Annotated in this window: 14 protein-coding genes; 3 read left to right on the forward strand and 11 right to left on the reverse strand. The window is 72.2% G+C overall.

All coding sequences use genetic code 11. The features are described from left to right. Positions 1–53: 53 nt before the first annotated feature. Complete coding sequence (locus tag ABZ851_RS18885) at positions 54–2495, reverse strand: polysaccharide lyase 8 family protein (RefSeq protein WP_361128588.1); 2442 nt, start codon at positions 2493–2495, stop codon at positions 54–56. Between the two features lie 253 nt (positions 2496–2748). Between ABZ851_RS18885 and ABZ851_RS18890 the strand changes: the two genes are divergently transcribed. Beyond that, a complete protein-coding gene (locus ABZ851_RS18890; protein WP_361128591.1) occupies positions 2749–3390 on the forward strand; it encodes a YceI family protein in 642 nt (213 codons plus the stop codon). A 91-nt stretch (positions 3391–3481) separates the two neighbouring features. Here the strand turns inward: ABZ851_RS18890 and cimA are convergent, their stop codons facing one another. From cimA to ureA, 8 genes are all read right to left on the reverse strand, one after another. Next, on the reverse strand, positions 3482–5185 hold the full coding sequence (gene cimA / locus ABZ851_RS18895; RefSeq protein WP_361128594.1) for a citramalate synthase: 1704 nt from the start codon (positions 5183–5185) through the stop codon (positions 3482–3484). 282 nt (positions 5186–5467) lie between these two features. Continuing rightward, a complete protein-coding gene (locus ABZ851_RS18900; protein WP_361128597.1) occupies positions 5468–6877 on the reverse strand; it encodes a S28 family serine protease in 1410 nt (469 codons plus the stop codon). Positions 6878–6995: 118 nt separating this feature from the next. Then, complete coding sequence (locus ABZ851_RS18905) at positions 6996–8297, reverse strand: MFS transporter (RefSeq protein ID WP_361128927.1); 1302 nt, start codon at positions 8295–8297, stop codon at positions 6996–6998. A gap of 259 nt (positions 8298–8556) precedes the next feature. Further along, positions 8557–8892, reverse strand: coding sequence for a hypothetical protein (locus ABZ851_RS18910; RefSeq protein ID WP_361128600.1), 336 nt, complete (start codon positions 8890–8892; stop codon positions 8557–8559). A gap of 133 nt (positions 8893–9025) precedes the next feature. Continuing rightward, positions 9026–9658, reverse strand: a complete 633-nt coding sequence (locus tag ABZ851_RS18915) for a TetR/AcrR family transcriptional regulator (protein ID WP_361128603.1) — start codon at positions 9656–9658, stop codon at positions 9026–9028. 35 nt (positions 9659–9693) lie between these two features. After that, a complete protein-coding gene (locus tag ABZ851_RS18920; protein WP_361128606.1) occupies positions 9694–10734 on the reverse strand; it encodes an agmatine deiminase family protein in 1041 nt (346 codons plus the stop codon). A 159-nt stretch (positions 10735–10893) separates the two neighbouring features. Further along, on the reverse strand, positions 10894–12588 hold the full coding sequence (locus tag ABZ851_RS18925; RefSeq protein WP_361128609.1) for an urease subunit alpha: 1695 nt from the start codon (positions 12586–12588) through the stop codon (positions 10894–10896). Continuing rightward, positions 12585–13289: an urease subunit gamma gene (gene ureA, locus ABZ851_RS18930; protein ID WP_361128612.1), complete on the reverse strand. Its 705-nt coding sequence runs from the start codon at positions 13287–13289 to the stop codon at positions 12585–12587. The genes ABZ851_RS18925 and ureA overlap by 4 nt, the downstream gene beginning before the upstream one ends. Positions 13290–13533: 244 nt before the next feature. Here ureA and ABZ851_RS18935 point away from each other — a divergent pair, with 244 nt between their 5' ends. Further along, on the forward strand, positions 13534–14991 hold the full coding sequence (locus ABZ851_RS18935) for a cytosine permease (RefSeq protein WP_361128615.1): 1458 nt from the start codon (positions 13534–13536) through the stop codon (positions 14989–14991). 95 nt (positions 14992–15086) lie between these two features. Here the strand turns inward: ABZ851_RS18935 and ABZ851_RS18940 are convergent, their stop codons facing one another. Continuing rightward, on the reverse strand, positions 15087–16175 hold the full coding sequence (locus ABZ851_RS18940) for a branched-chain amino acid aminotransferase (RefSeq protein ID WP_361128618.1): 1089 nt from the start codon (positions 16173–16175) through the stop codon (positions 15087–15089). A gap of 386 nt (positions 16176–16561) precedes the next feature. After that, complete coding sequence (locus ABZ851_RS18945) at positions 16562–17602, reverse strand: 3-isopropylmalate dehydrogenase (protein ID WP_361128621.1); 1041 nt, start codon at positions 17600–17602, stop codon at positions 16562–16564. 129 nt (positions 17603–17731) lie between these two features. Here ABZ851_RS18945 and ABZ851_RS18950 point away from each other — a divergent pair, with 129 nt between their 5' ends. Continuing rightward, complete coding sequence (locus ABZ851_RS18950) at positions 17732–19333, forward strand: fibronectin type III domain-containing protein (protein ID WP_361128624.1); 1602 nt, start codon at positions 17732–17734, stop codon at positions 19331–19333. The last annotated feature ends 19 nt before the right edge of the window (positions 19334–19352 follow it).

Here is a 19352-nt window from a genome sequence, read left to right on the forward strand (position 1 = left end):
CCGGAGGGTAGCGATGTTGTGGTGACCGGTGGACCGGCGGGGCCCGGTGCCGGTCAGGCGAGCCGCACCGTGCAGGTGTGGGTGGCGCAGCTCGTACCGGGGGTCAGGCGCAGCCGCAGGGCGCGCCCGGTGGCCAGCACCTCGATCGCCGGGTCGTGGGCGAGCACCGTGCGCACCGGCCGTGACCAGGTGATGTCCAGAATGTCGCCGGTGCGCTCCGGGGCGGCCAGGCACAGCAGCGCGGTCGGCCGCCGCCGCCCGTGCCGCTCGCGCACCAGCACGCTCGCCGGGCCGCTGCTGGTGAGCGGCCCCGCGCGGCCGGCCCGCCAGAAGTTGGCGGCCGTTACGCCGAGCGGGTCGACGGCGACCGCCTGGCGGCCGGCGTCGTTGGCGAGCACGGTGAGCCAGGACCGGTCGGCGGCGCGGGCGGCGAGGGTGCGGGCGGTGGCGCCCGGCATGAGGAGGTAGGCGTAGCGGGCGTCGGCCGGGTCGGTGCCGTGGTCGTGCCAGAGGGTGAGGTAGCGGCGGGTGAACGGCTCGGTGGAGGAGGTCGTGTTGATGTCGTGCCAGGAGCCGGTGCGGGCCTCGCGCAGCGCCTTGAGGGGCGCGCCGCCGGGAAAGACGTAGCCGCCGTGCCCCGCGAGGTGGGCCCAGTGGGCGCGGCGGAAGCAGGTGGTCACGCCGAGCGTGCCGGGTTGGCGTACGCCGTCGACGGTGAGCGCGGCGGTGCCCCGCTCGCCCAGGCAGCGGTTGTCGACGATCGTCTCGGCCGGCACCCCGTCGCGGGCGGTGATGCCGGCGCCGAGGCAGACCAGGCAGTCCGCGAGCGCGAACCAGGATTTCCTGGCGGTGAGGGTGGAGGACAGGCCGCGCAGGTCCTGGCCGATCGCGGCGAATTCCCCGTCGGTGGTGCCGCCGGCCCAGCGCGCCGCGGGCTTGGGCTCGCCCCAGCCGCCGCCCTCGTTGTCGGCCAGCCTCTTGGTGGAGACGGTCGTGCCGGGGAGCCGGTAGGGGTCGACGGTGGGCCAGAAGGCGTCCGTGTACTGGTCGCCCCCGGAGTCGGCGCCCCACCAATAGAGCATGCCGGCGCCGGTGTGCCAGCCGTGCGGGTTCTCGCCGTTGCCGTTCTCGTAGTACGCGATGCGGTCGGAGGCCATGGCCAGGCCGGCGGCCCACCCGGGGCGGCGGTGCACGGCACGGTCCATGGCCGGGAAGAGGCGGTGGCCGACGGGTTCGGGGGCGGCGGCCGCGGGGCCGTCGGCGATCTTCGCGAGCCGGGCCAGGTCGGCGACCGGGTACTGCCGGTCGGTGCGGACCGGCAGCGTGCTGTCCCGGGCGATCCAGCCCTTGACCATGGCGTGCCAGCGGTCCCGCTCGGCGCCGCTCGCGGCCTGGGCGAGCAGCGCGATGGCGGCGATCAGCGCATGACCGTGATAGTGGTCGCTGCGCAGGATGTGCCGTTCGTCGCTGCGGAGGTAGCCGCGGCTGATGGCGCGCCCGTTGACGCTGTCCATCATCAGGCCGTTGTACAGCAGCGGGGCCCAGGCCCGTTCGACGCTGTCGAAGATGATCTGCCGTGCCGGGTCGGTGACCTGCCAGGATGAGCCGCCGAGCAGGGTGAACAGCCGGCCCAGGCCGTCCAGCAGGACATAGCCGTAGGTGCCGGAGTAGGCGACCCAGGTGTGCTGGACGAAGGAGCCGTCGGCGTAGAGGCCGTCGCCCCGGGTGACGTAGGGGAAGACCGGCGAGAGGGCATCGCGGGCCAGGGCGATCTTGGCAGGGGCGTGGCCGAGGATGCCGCGCAGCGCGACCACCCGGCACAGGTCGACGCGGTTGGCGCCGGTGCTGGTCCCGGTGTAGTCGCCGAGCAGGCCGTCCGGGACGAAGTGGTCGACGGCGGCCAGGCAGCGGTCGCGCAGCGCGTCGTCGGGGCCGCCGTCGGGCAGGTACCGGCCGAGGATCGCGAGGGTGTCGAGGAGGAGTCTGGGGCTGCCGATCTGCCACTCCCACCAGTTGCCGTAGCGGGTGGTGGCAGTGTTGTAGACGGTGGCTTCGAGGTGGTCGAGGCCCGTGAGCAGGGCAGTGGCGAGGCCGGGGTCGCCGGTGCGGCCGGTGCCGGGCTGGGCGTAGGCCTGGGCCATGGTGGCGAGCCGGCTGTAGCTCCGGGTGATGCCGGACGGCGGGTCGTAGCGGCAGTCCGGCCAGAGGGATGTGGCGGCCGGCCGCATGCTCGCCCGGAAGGCTTCGGCGAGGGCGCCGGTCTCCTGGAGGGCGGCGGCGTACGGCGGGGCGGCGGGGTCGAAGCCGCTGCCGAGGGTGAGTTCGCACCAGCGGGCCCGGAGGGCGGCGAACTCGTCCCCGGGAGCGGTGGCCGGCCCGGGGGCGGCACCGGCGGGGCGGGCGGTGAGGCCGAGGGCGCCCGCAGCGGCGGTGGCCGTGGCGGTGGCGAGGAATCCTCGGCGTGAGCAGACGGACGTGGCGGGGAAGGGCGGCACGGTCGGTCCTCTCCATGGCGGCAACTGGAGGGTGGCGCTGCGCACTTGGGAGTTCCCGATGGTCTAGCACGAGCCGTCGGTGAGCGGCAATGACCGCGCCGGAGCACCGTCCGCCACCCGCCTGGCGGAAACCGCCCTGCGGATCCCACCGACAGAGAGGTTGAATGTTGAACCAGATGTCGTTACGGTGCATCTCGTTGAAGCTTAAACAAATCTGCGCACCCACCCGGTGCGCCGTCTTCGAGGAGGAGCCATGGCTCTGTTCCACCGCAAGCGCACCGCCGACACCGGCGGCACCACCGCCCCCGCCGCCACCCGTGCTGCCGTCCTCGACGCCGACCCCGCACTCGCGGCGCTGACCGGCGACTACACCATCGACCCGGCGCACAGCAGCATCGGCTTCACCGTCCGGCACGCCATGGTCACCAACGTCCGCGGCGCGTTCGGCGACTACGAGGGCACGCTGCACCTCGACGGCGCCGACCCGTCCCGCTCCACCGCGTCCCTCGACGTCACGATCGCGAGCATCGACACCGGGATCGCGGACCGCGACGGCCATCTGCGCAGCGCCGACTTCTTCGACGCCGAGGCCTTCCCGCTGATGACCTTCCGCAGCACCGCCGCCGAGCAGGTGTCCGGTGACCGCTACCGCATCACCGGCGATCTCACCCTCCGCGACGTCACCAAGCCGCTCACCATCGACCTGGAGTTCCACGGCGCGGCCACCGACGTCTACGGCGCCGAGCGGGTCGGCTTCGAGGGCAGCGCCGAGATCCTGCGCTCCGACTGGGGCTTGACCTGGAACGCCGCGCTGGAGACCGGCGGCGTGATGGTCAGCGACAAGGTCAAGCTCCTCTTCGACATCTCCGCCGTCAAGGCCGCCGGGCAGGCCTGACCCGGCATGGCGCGCCACGCGACCGCGGCCCCGCACGGACCCCCTCCCCCGAGGGTCGTACGGGGCCGCGGTCGTGCCGCTGCCGCGGCGCTCACTCCTGCGGCTCGACCCCGGCGCGCAGCAGTCCGTAGGCGTAGGCGTCGTCCAGCGCCTGCCAGGACGCGGCGATGACGTTCTCCGCCACGCCGACCGTGGACCACTCGCCCCGGCCGTCGCTGGTGGAGACCAGCACCCGGGTGATCGAGCCGGTGCCCAGGGCGCCCTCCAGGATGCGGACCTTGTAGTCCACCAGCTCCATATGGGCCAGCTGCGGATAGATCCGCTCCAGTCCCACCTTCAGCGCCCGGTCCAGCGCGTTGACCGGGCCGTTGCCCTCGGCTGTGGTGACGATCCGCTCGCCCTTGGCCCACAGCTTCACGGTCGCCTCGTTGGCGTGCGTACCGTCCGGGCGGTCCTCGACGATCGCGCGCCAGGACTCGACCGTGAAGTAGCTGCGCGGCCGGCCGCCCGCCGCCCGCTGCAGCTCCTCGCGCAGCAGCAGCTCGAAGGAGGCGTCGGCGGCCTCGTAGGTGTAGCCCGCCAGCTCCCGCTCCTTGACCCGCTCGACGACCCGGCCGACCAGCTCGCGGTCGTCGCCGAGGTCGACGCCGAGCTCCTTGCCCTTGAGCTCGATGGACGCCCGGCCGGCCATGTCGGAGACCAGCATCCGCATGGTGTTGCCGACCAGCGCCGGGTCGATGTGCTGGTAGAGGTCCGGGTCGACCTTGATCGCGGAGGCGTGCAGTCCGGCCTTGTGGGCGAAGGCGGAGACGCCGACATAGGGCTGGTGGGTGGAGGGCGTGAGGTTGACGACCTCGGCGATGGCGTGCGAGATCCGGGTGGTCTCGGCGAGCTTGCCCTCGGGCAGCACCGGGCGCCCGTACTTGAGCTCCAGGGCGGCGACGACCGGGAAGAGGTTGGAGTTGCCGACCCGTTCGCCGTACCCGTTGGCGGTGCACTGGACGTGGGTGGCGCCCGCGTCCACCGCGGCCAGGGTGTTGGCGACCGCGCAGCCGGTGTCGTCCTGGGCATGGATCCCCAGGCGCGCGCCGGTGTCCGCGAAGACCGTCCGTACGACGGCGGTGACCTGCGCCGGAAGCATGCCGCCGTTGGTGTCGCAGAGCACCACGACATCGGCGCCGGCCTCGCTCGCGGTGCGCACGACCTCCTTGGCGTAGGCCGCGTCCAGCGCATAGCCGTCGAAGAAGTGCTCACAGTCGAGGAAGACCCGGCGGCCCTGTTCGCGCAGGTAGGCGACGGTGTCCCGGACCATCGCCAGGTTCTCCTGCGGCGTGGTCCGCAGCGCCAGCTCCACATGCCCGACATGGGACTTGGCGACCAGCGTGATGACCGGCGCCTGGGACGCCAGGAGCCCGGCGACCTGCGGATCGTCCTCGACGCGGACGCCCGCCTTGCGGGTGGCGCCGAACGCGACCAGCTGCGCGTGCCGGAAGTCGATCTCCGCACGGGCCCGCTCGAAGAACTCGGTGTCCCGCGGGTTGGCGCCGGGCCAGCCGCCCTCGATGAAGCCCACGCCGAAGTCGTCGAGGTGCCGGGCGATGGTCAGCTTGTCCGCGACGGTGAGGTTGATGCCCTCGCGCTGCGCACCGTCGCGGAGCGTGGTGTCGAAGACATGGAAGTCGTCGGGCACCGCGCCGGCGGGGAGGGGGGCGGGAGACGGGGTCGGGGAGATGCGCCGCGCAGCGGCTCCGGCCGGGGTGGTGGCGGGAGACGGGTGGGAGGGTGCGTCCGTCATGCTGGTCTGGCTCCTGTCGGGTCTCGGTCTACCGGAATAACCGGTTCCACCGTCCCTCCATGGTCCCTCGCGCTCCGCCTCCGGTGCGGTGTGGTCCGGAAACGAAAAAACCTCTCGCGGGTGCGAGAGGTCTGCGCGCGGGTCTGGGACGACGATGGCCGCGCCGTACTCGGTTCGTACGGGGCGGTCACTGCGGACCGGCGCGCCTGCTGCCAATAATCATGGCGAACGAGAGCACGGTCCGCAGTGTGCCACAGCCCCGGACCGGACACGCGGGCCGTCTCACGATTCGGTCGGACTGTCCACCCCTGCCCAGCGCCGGAGCGCGGCGGTGGCCCGTGCACGGTCCCGGGGCGCCAGCTTCCCGATGCTCACGACGTGGCTGGTGTGCGGGGCCAGATAGACGTGTGCGTCCCGGCTACCCCGGCCCGTACGGAAGGGCTCGGCCCGGGCGGGGTCCCTCTCGCCGTACACGAACAGCAGCTCGCTGCCGTGGTGCCGCACCCAGCGGTCGATGTCGGGCATGGCCTCCGGCTGGAAACGCAGCGGGATGCTGCGCGGCACATAGGTGCGCATCTCCTGGATGCCGGGGTAGCGCAGCAGCCCGGCCAGTTGTGGCGCGGCCATCGCCACCTGGCCGAGCTGGGTGCCCAACTGGTAGTAGGAAGCGGTCATGGCGGCCAGGTGGTAGTCGCTGAAGGCCGGCAGCATGGTCTTCTCGGCGAACCAGGTGAACAGCGCGTCGCCGGGGGCGGCGGGCCCGGGGATCGCGCAGTCGTCCCCCTCTTCCTGCTGCATCCAGAAGAGCAGGGGCAGCTCCAGCACGGTGAGTTCCAGTGCGCGGTCGGCGCTGCCGACGGTGTGGAACGTGGAGCCCTGGTCCGCGGCCCAGCGTGCGAGGCGGCCCGCCATCTCCGCCCGCCGGGTCCCGAGCATCGCGCGCTGCAGCGCGGTCAGCGCACTGCGGCAGGCGGGCGAGCCGACCCGCTGGAGGAAGCGGTCCTCGGCGGTGTCGTCCCGGTCGTCGGTGTTGTTGGGCGCCGAGTACGCGACGGAGCCGGCCACATCGTGCGGGTAGAAGCGCCGGTGGTAGACGGTGGCCATCCCGCCCTTGCTGCCGCCGGTGGAGATCCAGGCGGCGCGGTAGACCGTCTTGAGGGCCCGGATCAGCCGGTGGTGATCGCTCGCTGCCTGCCGGATGTCGAGTTTCGACCAGTCGGTGGGGTGGGGGCGGGAGGTGCCGAAGTACCGCTGCTCGACGCTGATCTGGTTGCCGTCCACGATCGTGGTCGGCTCGGCACGGAAGGCGGGGTCCCGGGTGTTGAGGTCGTAGCCGCCGGTGTAGAGCACCATCGGCCGGGCGGTGGACCGGTGGAGCAGCGACAGCCGCTGCTCGAAGCTGCCCCTGCCGGGGTGCCGGTGGTCGACGGGCTGGCGGTAGACCAGCGCGAAGGAGCGGTAGCCGGCCGGGGCGGGGTTCTCCTTGACCACCCGCATCCCGGGGAGGGCTGCGATCCGGGCCCGGATGTCGTCGGCGGCCCGGCGGGGCGCGGCCGGGCGCACCGTGCCCGGCGGCGCCGTGGCCGGGTGGGCCCCGCCGGTGCGGGCGGTCGCTGTGGACGGGGCCGCGACGGCCGAGGCCAGCAGGCCGGTCAGCAGCAGCGGCAGGCATAACTGCCTCGTGATCTTCAAGCGTTCAGCCAACCAGCCGGCGCCCCGCGTGCCTATCCCGGAACCGGCCCTGCCGCGGGCGCGGAAGGCCGGTTCCGGTCAGGACGGACGCCCCTCGGCCGGTGACTCAGCCGGCGGCTCAGTCGGCGACGGGCTCCCCCACCCGCGTGCGGCCGGCTCCCGTGTGCTCGTCCTGCCGGCCGACCCGGTGCAGGTCGATGGTGCGGGTCTCGCGCATCGTGAGGTAGACGATCAGCGAGACGGCGGCGCAGCCGGCGACGTACCAGGGGAAGGCCGACTCGATGCCCGACTGCTTCAGCCGCAGTGCCAGCGGCTCGGCGGTGCCGCCGAAGAGCGCGTTGGCGATGGCGTACGGGAGAGCGACGCCGAGGGACCGGATGCCGGTGGGGAACAGCTCGGCCTTCACACAGGCGTTGATCGAGGTGTAGCCGGTGACGATCACCAGGGCGAGCAGGGCCAGGCCGAAGGCCGGCCAGAAGCTGCCGGCGTACTTGAGCAGTGACATGATCGGCACGGTCAGGAGGGTGCCGCCGACCGCGAAGGTGATCAGCAGCGGACGCCGGCCGATCCGGTCCGAGAGTGCCCCGGCGAGCGGCTGGAGGCACATGAACACGAACAGCGCACAGAAGCTGACCAGGGTCGCGGTCTGTTTGGGCAGGCCCGCGGTCCCCGACAGGTACTTGGTCAGGTATGTCGTGTACGTGTAGTAGGCGACGGTGCCCCCCATCGTCAGGGCGATGACCAGGAACGCCTCGCGCTTGTGCTGCCACAGTGCCTTGAGGGTGCCGCGCCCGGCCCCGTCGTGGCCCGCGTCGCCGCCGACCGTCTCGCCCGCCTCGTTGAAGACCTCGGTCTCCAGCATGTTCCGTCGCAGGTAGAAGACGACGGCCGCGCCCAGGGCGCCGATGATGAACGGGATGCGCCAGCCCCAGCCGTGCAGCGCCTCGTCCGACAGGGTGTTCTGCAGGACGATCTGCAGCGCCAGCCCGATCAGCTGGCCCGCGGTCATCGACACGTACTGGAAGCTGGAGGCGAAGCCGCGCTTGCCCTCCGCGGACGCCTCGGTGAGATAGGTCGCGCTCGCCGCGTACTCGCCGCCGACGGACAGACCCTGAAGGAGGCGGGCGATCAGCAGGACAGCCACCCCGCCGTAGCCGGCGACCGCGTAGGTCGGCGCGAGGGCGATGAGGATCGCGGACGCGGACATCAGGGTGACGGTGAGCGTCAGTGCGGCTTTCCGTCCCCGCCGGTCACCGATCCGGCCCAGCAGCCAGCCGCCGATGGGGCGCATGATGAAGCCGACGGCGAAGATGGCCATGGTATTGAACAGTTGTGCGGTGGTGTTGCCTTCGGGGAAGAAGGAGCCTGCGAAGTACACCGCGAAGCTGGAGTAGACGAACCAGTCGAACCACTCGACCATGTTCCCCGCTGAACCCACCCAGATCTTCCGCCAGTTGGCCCTGCCACCGCTTGGATCCGTCTCACCCGGGCGCTGTGTCACGCCAGCCTCCTCGCTTCACGGGCCGGTCGACCGGCCAGCGGTTACGCTCGTCGATCTGCGCGGTGGCTGACAAGAGCACGGCGGGCAACGATCGGGCGTACTTGCGTGCGTTGTGTACACGGCCCGTGGAAGGGGCGGGCGCGGCCCTGGGCCGCGCCCGCCCCTTCCTCCGTTGCGGTCAGGGCTTGCAGTGCCCCAGGTACTTGGCGCCGCGCACCTTCGTGGGGAGCGGGGCGACGGTGCCCAGGAACTCGTCCTTGCCCGGCTTGATGCACCAGGTCAGGTCCGGCGCCATGATGTGGTCCACCGTCACCTTGTGCCAGTACTTCTTCGAGCAGTTGTGGTAGTAGAGCCCGGCGCTGCCACCGGTGTGCACTCCGCACTTGGTCATCGTGGCCGAGGCCTTGGCGGTGGCCGGCGTCGCGGCGTTCGCCGCGGGCGCCGCCGGGCCCAGCAGCGCGGTGGCGCCGAGGACGGCCAGGGCCGCGAACGGGGCCTTCTTCCGTGAGATCACTTCTGTTCCCCTCGTGTGGACGTGCGCGTGGAGCAGGCACGTCGGTCGGGCGCGTGCGAGGGGGCGGTCGGTCATGCACGCCCCCCAGGCGTTCGGTCACGCACGCGCATCCGGCGACGCTAGGGGACGAAGATCACGGATTCAAGGGCCGCGCCGTACCGGTTTCCAGCGCCTCGTCCAGGAACTCGCGTACGTGGTCCAGGACTTGTTCCCGGTCCGTGCCCGGGAGGCCGACGACGAGCTGGGAGCCGAAGCCGTCGAGGAGGGCGCGGGTGCGGGTCGCGAAGCGTTCGGCGTCGACGGAGCGGAACTCGCCCTTCGAGATGCCCTCGACGAGAAGGGCCACCAGGTCGCGGTGCCAGGCGAGTTCGAGGTCGAGCTGGCGCTCGCGGGCCTCGTCGTCGGCGCTCCGGGAGCGGTTCCACACCTCCAGCCACAGCGTCCAGCGCGGATCGCGGTGGCCCTCGGGGAGGTAGAGGCCGACCAGCGCGTCCAGCCGTTCGCGGGCGGGGACGCGGCGGGAGAGGGCGGCCCGGCGTTCGGCGCCGAGCTGTTCCTCGCTCCATTGCAGGGTCTGCAGCAGCAGCTCGTCCTTCGTACCGAAGTAGTAGAGGATGTGGCCGCTGCTCATGCCGACCTCGCGGCCCAGACCGGCCATGGTCAGCCGGTCCAGGCCCTCCGCGGCGATGGTCGTCATCGCCGCGGCGAGGACCTGCTCGCGGGGCTGGCTGAGCCGGCGCCGGGGGCGGCGCACGGGACCGGGCACGGGGACCTCCGGGTAGGCCGGCCGGGGTCTGCGGGTCAGACCCCGGGCTGCTGCTGGGTGATGCAGTGGATACCGCCACCCGCTGCAAAGATCGTACGGGCGTCCACCAGGGTCACCGTCCGCCCGGGGAAGAGCCGGCGGAAGACCGCGGCCGCCTCCTCGTCGCGCGGGTCGTCGAAGCCGCAGAGCACCACACCATCGTTGCAGAGGTAGTGGTTGATGTAGGAGTAGTCGACCAGCTCGCCGTCCTCCTCCAGGACGGTGGGCGCCGGCACCTCGACGACCTCCAGCCGGCGGCCCCTGGCGTCGGTCGAGGAACGCAGCAGCTTGGCGATCTCCTGGCAGATCGCGTGGTCGGGGTGGCCGGGGTCGGGCTGGGTGTGCACGAGGACGACACCGGGCCGGGCGAAGGCGGCGACGATGTCGACATGGCCGCGGGTGCCGAACCGGCCGTAGTCGGCGGCCAGGCCGCGCGGCAGCCAGATCGCCTTGGTGGTGCCGAGGTGGGCGTGGATCTCGGCCTCGACCTCCTCCTGGCTGCGGCCGCGGTTGCGGCCCGGGTCGAGCTGCACGGTCTCGGTGAGCAGGACGGTGCCCTCGCCGTCGACGTGGATGCCACCGCCCTCGTTGACCAGGGGCGTGGCATACCGGTGGGCGCCGGCCAGCCCGCAGACCTGCTCGGCGATCTTCTCGTCGAGGTCCCAGCGGGCCCAGTCCTGGGCGCCCCAGCCGTTGAACACCCAGTCGGTGGCGGCGAGCCGGCCCGTGCCGTCGGTGAGGAAGGTGGGGCCGATGTCGCGCATCCAGGCGTCGTTCAGCGGGCGCTCGACGAGGTCGATGCCGTCGCCGAGGAGCGCGCGGGCGCCCTCGGACTGCCCCGGTCCCGCGACGACGGTGACCGGCTCGAAGCGGCGCACGGCGCGGGCGACCGCGGCCCAGGCGCGGCGGGCGGCGGCCAGGGTCTCGCCGCCCTCCTCGCCGAAGGTGAAGTTGGGGCCCGGCCAGGCCATCCAGGTGCGCTCGTGACGGGCCCACTCCGGGGGCATGCGGAAGCCGTCGGCGGCAGGGGTGTTCATGCGGGGTCCTCACGGTTCGCGGTGACGGCCGGCGGCACGGTGGCGGCGTCACGGGTGTCGGTGGCGGGGCGAAAGGCACGGCGGGTGGCAGGCACGGTGGGTGGGTGGCAGGCACGGTGGCCCGCCCCGCCGGCCGCGGCGGCGCCAGGGGCCGTGCTGTCACAGGAAATACAGGCGCGAGAGCGAGACGGTGTCGGCCGGCTCCGAGCGCATCGGATCGCCGTCGAGGGTGACCAGACCGCTGCGTTCGTCGACCTGCACCTGTCCGGTACGGGAGTTGTGGACGAGGTTGCCGGGGCCGATACCGCGGGTGCCGCGGACGGCGGCCCGGCGGCGGCGGGTGGGCAGATGGTCACCGCCCTGTTCGGCCGCGGCGCGGGAGACGAAGGCGACGGAGATCTCGGCGGGGGCCGCCCCGTACGCGCCGAACTGCGGGCCGAGCACCAGGGGTTCGCAGGTGTCGGTGGCGGCGTTCGGGTCGCCGGTGACGCCGTAGGCGGGGAAGCCGGACTTCAGCACCAGCTGTGGCTTGGCACCGAAGTACTGCGGCTTCCACAGCACGAGGTCGGCCATCTTGCCGACCTCGATCGACCCGATCTCGTGCGAAAGGCCGTGCGCGATGGCGGGGTTGAGGGTCAGCTTGGCGACATAGCGCAGCACCCGGGCGTTGTCGTCGTGCGGGCCGTCGCCCTCCAGGGGCCCGAGCTCGGCCTTCATCTTGCCCGCCATCGCGAAGGTACGCCGGACCGTCTCGCCCGCGCGGCCCATGCCCTGGGCGTCGGAGGAGGTGATGCCGATCGCCCCGAGGTCGTGCAGCACGTCCTCGGCGCCCATGGTGCCTGCCCGGATGCGGTCGCGGGCCATGGCGGCGTCGCCCGGCAGATCGGTCTTCAGGTCGTGGACCGAGACGATCATGCCGTAGTGCTCGGCGACCGCGTCCCGCCCGAAGGGGAGGGTGGGGTTGGTGGAGGAGCCGATGACGTGGGGGACGCCGGCCATCTTGAGGACGTTGGGGACATGGCCGCCGCCGCAGCCCTCGATGTGGAAGGCGTGGATGGTCCGGCCGTCCAGGACGCGCAGGGTGTCCTCGACGGTGAGGCATTCGTTGAGGCCGTCGCTGTGCAGCGCGACCTGGACGTCGTGCTCCTCGGCGACCCGCAGGGCGGTGTCCAGGGCGCGGGCGTGCGCGCCCATGTCCTCGTGCACCTTGAAGCCGCAGGCGCCGCCCTCGGCGAGCGCTTCGACCAGCGGGGCCTCGCCCGAGGAGGAACCACGGCCGAGGAAGCCGATGTTGACCGGCCAGGCGTCGAAGGCGCTGAAGGCGTGGCCCAGCGCCCAGGGGGAGTTGACGCCGACGCCCCAGACCGGACCGAATTCCTGGCCGATGATCGTGGTCACGCCGGAGGCCAGCGAGGCTTCCATGACGCGCGGCGAGAGCAGATGGACATGGGTGTCGACCGCGCCCGCGGTGGCGATCATGCCCTCGCCGGAGACGATCGAGGTGCCGGTGCCGACGACGACATCGACGCCGTCGAGGGTGTCGGGGTTGCCGGCCCGTCCTATGGCGTGGATCCGGCCCGCACGGATGCCGACCGACACCTTGCGGATGCCCTGGACCGCGTCGATGACCAGCACGTTGCTGATCACCACATCGCAGGTCTCACGGACCGCCGCGGCCTTGAGGTGCAGCCCGTCCCTGGCGGTCTTGCCGAAGCCGGCCAGGAACTCGTCACCGGGCTTCTGCGCGTCGGACTCGACCCGGACGACCAGGCCCGAGTCGCCGAGGACGACCCGGTCGCCGGCCCGCGGGCCGTGTACCGACGCGTACTCGTGAGGGTCGATGGTGCCGGTCATGCCTGTTCCTCCGCTCCCAGGTAGCCGCAGGCGGCGGCCCGCCGCAGCGCTTCGGTCTTCGCGCCCGGTGCGTCCAGCGGGCCGTCCACCAGACCGGCGAAGCCGATCGCGATCCGGTCGCCGCCGATCGGGACCAGGCCGACCTCTTCGGTGCCGCCGGGGTCGAACCGCACCGACGAGCCGGCCGGGACGCACAGCCGCATGCCGTACGCGGCGCCGCGGTCGAAGTCCAGCCGGGGGTTGGCCTCGAAGAAGTGGAAGTGCGAGGTGACGCTGACGGGCACGGTCGCGGTGTTGCGCACGGTCAGCACGACCGCGGGCGCGGGCTCCGGGGCGGCCGGTCCCGGCAGCACCGCGCCGGGCGCGGGCACCCGGCGGTGCTCCCCGTCCCGTGCACCGGCGCCGATCGGGTCGCTGACCACCGCGAGCCGGGAGCCGTCGTCGAAGACGGCCTCCACATGCACCTCGGTGACCACGTCGGCCACGCCCGGCAGCACATCGTCCGGGCCGAGCACGCCGCGGGCCGCCTCGATGGCCTGGGCGAGGCGGCGCCCGTCCCGCGCCGCCTCGCAGACCGTGTCCGCGATCAACGCGGTCGCCTCGGGCACATTCAGCCGCAGTCCGCGGGCCCGGCGCGTCCGCGCCAGTTCGGCCGCGCCGAACAGCAGCAGCCGGTCGCGTTCCGTCGGGGTCAACCGCATCCCGCCACTCCTCCCAATCGATTAGAGCAGCACTCTAAACCCGAAAATGCCCAGGAGGGAAGCATTGACCGTGGGCACTGGGATAGGCGACATTGAGCGCTGCTCTAAAAGTTGCGGCGGACAGCGCGCCGCTCTACATGATCTCGACAGCGTGAGCAGCACGCGGCGCCCACCGCCCCCGTACGGAACACGGCCCCCGAAACCCTGCTCACCCACTGTTGTCCGGCCTCTCAGGGGAGCCCTCATGCCGATAGAACAACGCGGAGTCGACACCGTCCCGGAGGAGGAACGCACCAGCGGGCCTCGCGACCTGATCTCGATCCTGCTCGGGTCGAACCTCGCCCTCGGGGTGGTGATCTTCGGCTGGCTCCCGGTCTCCTTCGGGCTCGGCTTCTGGCCCTCGGTGACCTCCCTGGCGGCCGGCACCGCCCTCGGCACCCTGCTCACCGCCCCGCTCGCGCTGGTCTCCCTGCGCAGCGCCACCAACCTGTCCACCAGCAGCGGCGCCCACTTCGGTGTGCGCGGCCGGCTGATCGGCTCGGTCATCGGCCTGCTGCTGTCGCTGGGCTACACCGCGCTGACGCTGTGGGTGGGCGGGGACGCGGTCGTCGGCACGCTGCACCGCCTGACCGGGCTGCCGTCGAGCGGGATGGCGTACGCGCTGGTCTACGCCCTGCTGGCGGGCGCCACCGCGGTGAGCGCGGTCTACGGCTACCGGGTGCTGCTGCGGCTGAGCAAGGTGCTCGCCCTCGGTCTGACCGTGCTGCTGGCCGTCGGCATCGTCGCGTACGCGGGCACCTTCACCACCGCAGCGCCACACGGCGGCGGCTATCTGCTCGGCGGCTTCTGGCAGACCTGGCTGCTGGCCGCCGTCTCCGCGGGGCTCAGCGGCCCGATCGCGTTCATCACCCTGCTCGGCGACTACAGCCGCTACATCTCCCCGCAGCGGCACAGCTCCACGAAGGTCTTCGGCGCCACCTGTCTGGGCCTGCTGGCCGGCCTCCTGGTGCCGCAGCTCTTCGGTACGTTCACCGCGCTCGCCGTCGGGGCGGGCGCGGACTACGCGGGCCCGCTGGTGGCCGGCGCACCGCTGTGGTACCTGGCGCTGCTGCTGGTCAACGCCTCGGCCGGCTCGGTCGGCAACGCCGGTCTGATGCTCTACAGCATGGGCCTCGACCTGGACGCGATCCTGCCGCGCGCCACCCGCACCCAGGCCACCTACGTCGTCGCCGGCGTCTCGACCGCGCTGGTCTACGCCGGTCACTTCCTGTGGGCCGCGCAGGACGCGATGACCTCCTTCGTCCTGCTGATGACGGCCGTCGGCACGCCCTGGGCGGTGATCACCGTGATCGGCTTCGTCCGCTGCCGCGGCACGTACGACCCAAAGTCCCTGCAGGTCTACAACCGCGGCACCCGGGGCGGCGTGTACTGGTACCGGGGCGGCTGGCACGTCCGGGCCGCCGTCGCCTGGGCACTGGGCTCGGCGGTCGGCCTGATGGGCGTGGACACGCCCCTCTTCCAGGGACCGCTGCTCCCCCTGACCGGTGGCATCGACCTCAGCTTCCTGCTCGCGGCGGCGGTGGGCGGCCTCACCTACCTGGCCCTCACCGCCCGGGACCCGCGCCCGGTCGCGGCGCTGCGCGCGGTGCCGCCCGCCCCCGGCGCGTCCGCCCCGGCGAAGGCCCCCGCGGAGGCCGGCTGAGGGGCCGGGACACGCCGGAGGCCGCCCCCGACGCGATGTCGGCGGCGGCCTCGGTCCGTCCAGGCGCGGCCCCGGCCGGCTGCCCGGGTCCCGGATCAGCCCAGCGGGTGCATCCAGCCGTGCTGGTCCTCGGCAATACCGCGCTGGATGTCGAGGAGCGCGTCCCGCAGCTTCAGGGTGACCTTGCCGGGCTCACCGCCGGACTGGACCCACTCGCCGCCCGCGCTCTTGACCGTGCCGACGGGAGTGATCACGGCGGCCGTACCGCAGGCGAAGACCTCGGTGAGGGTGCCGTTCTCGGTGTCGGCCTTCCACTGGTCGATGGAGACCCGGGCCTCCTGAGACTCGTAGCCCAGGTCGCGGGCGACGGACAGCAGGGAGTCACGGGTGACGCCGGCGAGGAGGGAGCCGGTCAGCGTGGGCGTGACGATCTTGTCGCCGTACACGAAGTACAGGTTCATGCCACCCAGCTCTTCGACCCACTTGTGCTCCACGGCGTCGAGGTAGGCGACCTGGTCACAGCCGTGCGCGGCGGCCTCGGCCTGCGCGAGCAGCGACGCGGCGTAGTTGCCGCCGGTCTTGGCGTCGCCCATGCCGCCGGGGACGGCGCGCACCCGGTTCTCGGAGAGCCAGATGGAGACGGGCTTGACGCCCCCGGCGAAGTACGCGCCGGCGGGCGAGGCGATGACCACGAAAAGGTACTCGTTGGCCGGCTTCACGCCCAGCCCGACCTCGGTCGCGATCATGAAGGGGCGCAGGTAGAGCGATTCCTCGCCGCCGTGCGCCGGCACCCAGTTCCGGTCCTGCCGGACGAGCAGGTCGCAGGCCTCGATGAAGGTCTCGACGGGCAGTTCCGGCATGGCCAGCCGGCGCGCGGAGGCCTGGAAGCGCCGGGCATTGGCGTCGGGGCGGAACGTGGCGACGGAGCCGTCGGGCTGCCGGTAGGCCTTCAGGCCCTCGAAGATCTCCTGCGCGTAGTGCAGGACATTGGTCGCCGGGTCGAGGGAGAGCGGCCCGTACGGCACGAGCTGGCCGTCGTGCCAGCCGCGGCCCTCCGTCCACTTGATCGTCACCATGTGGTCGGTGAAGTGGCGGCCGAAGCCGGGGGCGGCCAGGATCTTCGCCCGCTCCGCGTCGGAGAGCGGATGCGAGGACGGCTTGAGCTCGATGGTGGGCGTCGTCATGAATGCGTGTCCTTCACTGCGTGTTCCGATACCTGGGGGTACCTCCCAGCGTTCACTGGGGGAGCGTCACCGGCCCAGCCCTCCGGCCGGGGGTCGGGGGGTCGGCCCCCACCATGCGGCACCGGTGCGGTGTGTGGCGACCACGCTCGGATCTTGAACGTACCGGTCGTTACTGGGACGTCCGAGTTTCCTCGCGGGCGGCGATGCCACGTCCGATTATCGCCCGTGGGTCCGTGCCGCCGGAACCGAGGGCGCGTTCCGGGTCCGATGGTCGCCGTCCGATGGTCGCACCCCGCCGGGCGGCAGGACCGGAGCGGACCAATACGGACAGCGCCGGGCCTGGTACGGCCCGGCGCTGTCGGTGGTGCCTGTGTGCGCTGCGGGCCTCAGCCGGCTACGCGTACGGCGAGCGCGTCGCCGATCTCGTCCGTGCTGCGCGGCGAGCCGTCCCGGGCCGCCAGGTCGGCCGCCACGGCCTCCTCGATCCGGGCGGCCTGCGGCGCGAACCCGAGGTGGCGCAGGAGCAGGGCCACGGAGAGGACCGTCGCCGTGGGGTCGGCCTTGCCGGTGCCCGCGATGTCCGGTGCGGAGCCGTGCACGGGCTCGAACATCGAGGGGAACTCGCCGGTCGGGTTGATGTTGCCGGAGGCGGCCAGGCCGATACCGCCGGTGACGGCCGCGGCGAGGTCGGTAAGGATGTCGCCGAAGAGGTTGTCGGTGACGATCACGTCGAACCGCTCGGGCTGGGTGACGAAGAAGATCGTCGCGGCGTCGACGTGCAGGTAGTCGGTCGTGACCTCGGGGTACTCCTGGCCGACCTTGTCGAAGATGTTCTTCCACATGTGGCCCGCGTACACCAGGACGTTGTTCTTGTGCACCAGCGTCAGCTTCTTGCGCGGGCGGGCGTTGGCCCGCTCGTACGCGTCGCGGACCACGCGCTCGACACCGTAGGCGGTGTTGAGGCTGACCTCGGTGGCGACCTCGGCGGGGGTGCCGGTGCGCAGCGAGCCGCCGTTGCCGGTGTACGGGCCCTCGGTGCCCTCGCGGACGACCACGAAGTCGATGTCGGGGCGGCCGGCGAGCGGCGTGGTGGTGTTCGGGAAGAGCTTCGACGGGCGCAGGTTGACGAAGTGGTCGAAGGCGAAGCGGAGCTTGAGCAGCAGCCCGCGCTCCAGCACGCCGGAGGGTACGGACGGGTCGCCGATCGCGCCGAGCAGGATCGCGTCGTGCTGCTTCAGCGACTCCAGCTCCGCGTCGGGAAGGGTCTCACCGGTCGCATGCCATCGCCGGGCGCCGAGGTCGTACTCCTGGGTTTCCAGCTTGACGTCCTGCGGGAGGACCGCGGTCAGGACCTTCAGGCCCTGGGCCACGACTTCCTGGCCGATACCGTCACCGGGGATCACTGCGAGGCGAATGCTGCGAGACATGGGGGGACCCTACTCGCCGTCCCATTGATTGACACGTAACGTCCGCCATACGGACACGTGGGCCGTCGGTCAGCCGCCGTTCACCCGCTGTCCCCGTCGCGGTCGGGTCGCCCTGCGACATTCGGCGGCATGACTGGAACCACCCGGGGCACCCACCCGCCCTCGCACACCCCGCGCGTCGGCATACCGGAGCGGCTCGCGGCCCGGATGAGCATGCCCGAGCAGCACGACTACCTCCGTACCAAGCTGAGCCGCCGCGGTCTGCTGCGTACCTCGGCCGCGACCGCGGGAGTGGTGGCGGGCTCCGGCCTGCTGGCCGGTTCGGCCCAGGCCTCCCCCACCCTGCTGGCCGCGCCCTCCACGGCCCGCGTCGACGGTTCGCTGGTCGCCCCGTTCGGCCGTCACCTGGCCTTCGGTGCCGACCCCAAGAGCCAGATGCGGGTGAGCTGGCAGGTGCCGCTCGCCGTGCGGCGGCCGTATCTGCGGGTGGGGCTCACGCCCTGGGACCTGGGGCGCAAGATCGACGCCGAGGTGCGCGACCTGCACACCCCGTCCCTGTCCGCCAAGCTGCCCGCCGTGCAGCAGTACTACCTGCACGCCGCCCTGGACGGGCTGCGCCCGGGAACCACGTACTACTACGGCGTCGGCCACGACGGCTTCGACCCGGCCGACCCCCGCCACTTCTCCACCATCGGCACCTTCCGCACCGCCCCGGCCCGCCCGGGGACGTTCGTCTTCACGGCCTTCGGCGACCAGGGCGTGAGCTACCACGCCCTCGCCAACGACCAGTTGATCCTGGGTCAGAACCCCTCCTTCCACCTGCACGCGGGCGACATCTGCTACGCGGACACCGACGGCGACGGCTCCGAGCACGACGCCTACGACGCCCGGGTCTGGGACCAGTTCCTCGCGCAGACCGAGTCGGTGGCCCAGTCCGTGCCGTGGATGGTGACCACCGGCAACCACGACATGGAGGCCTGGTACTCCCCCCACGGCTACGGCGGCCAGAACGCCCGCTGGACGCTGCCGGGGAACGGCCCGGACGCCGAGAACGCCCCCGGCGTCTACTCGTTCACCTACGGCAACACCGCGGTCGTCGCCCTGGACGCCAACGACGTCTCGTACGAGATCCCCGCCAACCAGGGCTACACCGGCGGCAAGCAGACCCGCTGGCTGGACCGCAGGCTGGCGGAACTGCGCGCGGCCGACGGCATCGACTTCATCGTGGTCTTCTTCCACCACTGCGCCTTCTCCACCACCAACTCGCACGCCTCCGACGGCGGGGTGCGCGATGCCTGGCTGCCGCTGTTCGAGAAGCACCAGGTGGACCTGGTCATCAACGGGCACAACCACGTCTACGAGCGGACCGATGCCCTCAAGGGCGGCCGGGTCGGCAAGAAGATGCCGATCGGCGAGAGCGTCGACACCACGCGCGAGGGCATCGTGTACGTGACCGCCGGCGGCGCGGGCCGGGCGCTGTACGACTTCCCCGCACCCGACAGTTACGAGGGCCACGTGAAGGACGTCGACCACATCGACACCTACCACTGGGCCAAGGGCCAGGAGAAGAACAAGGACACCGTGGAGTGGTCCCGGGTCCGCTACACCGGCTACTCCTTCATCGCCGTGGAGGTCTCACCCGGCCACCGCCCGCGGATGAAGGTCACCGCCCTCGCCGAGTCCGGCGAGCGCATCGACCACTTCGAGGTGACCCGCTCGCCCGCGCAGTGAGCGGCGATCAGCTGTAGGG

It is taken from the genome of Streptomyces sp. NPDC047049, assembly GCF_040643995.1.
GTDB classification, from domain to species: Bacteria; Actinomycetota; Actinomycetes; order Streptomycetales; family Streptomycetaceae; genus Streptomyces; species Streptomyces mooreae.

Excerpts from the sequence above, each read along its gene's own strand:
- ABZ851_RS18920 (WP_361128606.1), bottom strand. The coding sequence starts at position 10,734 with ATGAACACCCCTGCCGCCGACGGCTTCCGCATGCCCCCGGAGTGGGCC.
- ABZ851_RS18890 (WP_361128591.1), top strand. The coding sequence starts at position 2,749 with ATGGCTCTGTTCCACCGCAAGCGCACCGCCGACACCGGCGGCACCACC.
- ABZ851_RS18925 (WP_361128609.1), bottom strand. The coding sequence starts at position 12,588 with ATGACCGGCACCATCGACCCTCACGAGTACGCGTCGGTACACGGCCCG.
- ABZ851_RS18940 (WP_361128618.1), bottom strand. The coding sequence starts at position 16,175 with ATGACGACGCCCACCATCGAGCTCAAGCCGTCCTCGCATCCGCTCTCC.
- ABZ851_RS18905 (WP_361128927.1), bottom strand. The coding sequence starts at position 8,297 with ATGGTCGAGTGGTTCGACTGGTTCGTCTACTCCAGCTTCGCGGTGTAC.
- ABZ851_RS18935 (WP_361128615.1), top strand. The coding sequence starts at position 13,534 with ATGCCGATAGAACAACGCGGAGTCGACACCGTCCCGGAGGAGGAACGC.
- ureA (WP_361128612.1), bottom strand. The coding sequence starts at position 13,289 with ATGCGGTTGACCCCGACGGAACGCGACCGGCTGCTGCTGTTCGGCGCG.
- ABZ851_RS18945 (WP_361128621.1), bottom strand. The coding sequence starts at position 17,602 with ATGTCTCGCAGCATTCGCCTCGCAGTGATCCCCGGTGACGGTATCGGC.
- ABZ851_RS18950 (WP_361128624.1), top strand. The coding sequence starts at position 17,732 with ATGACTGGAACCACCCGGGGCACCCACCCGCCCTCGCACACCCCGCGC.
- cimA (WP_361128594.1), bottom strand. The coding sequence starts at position 5,185 with ATGACGGACGCACCCTCCCACCCGTCTCCCGCCACCACCCCGGCCGGA.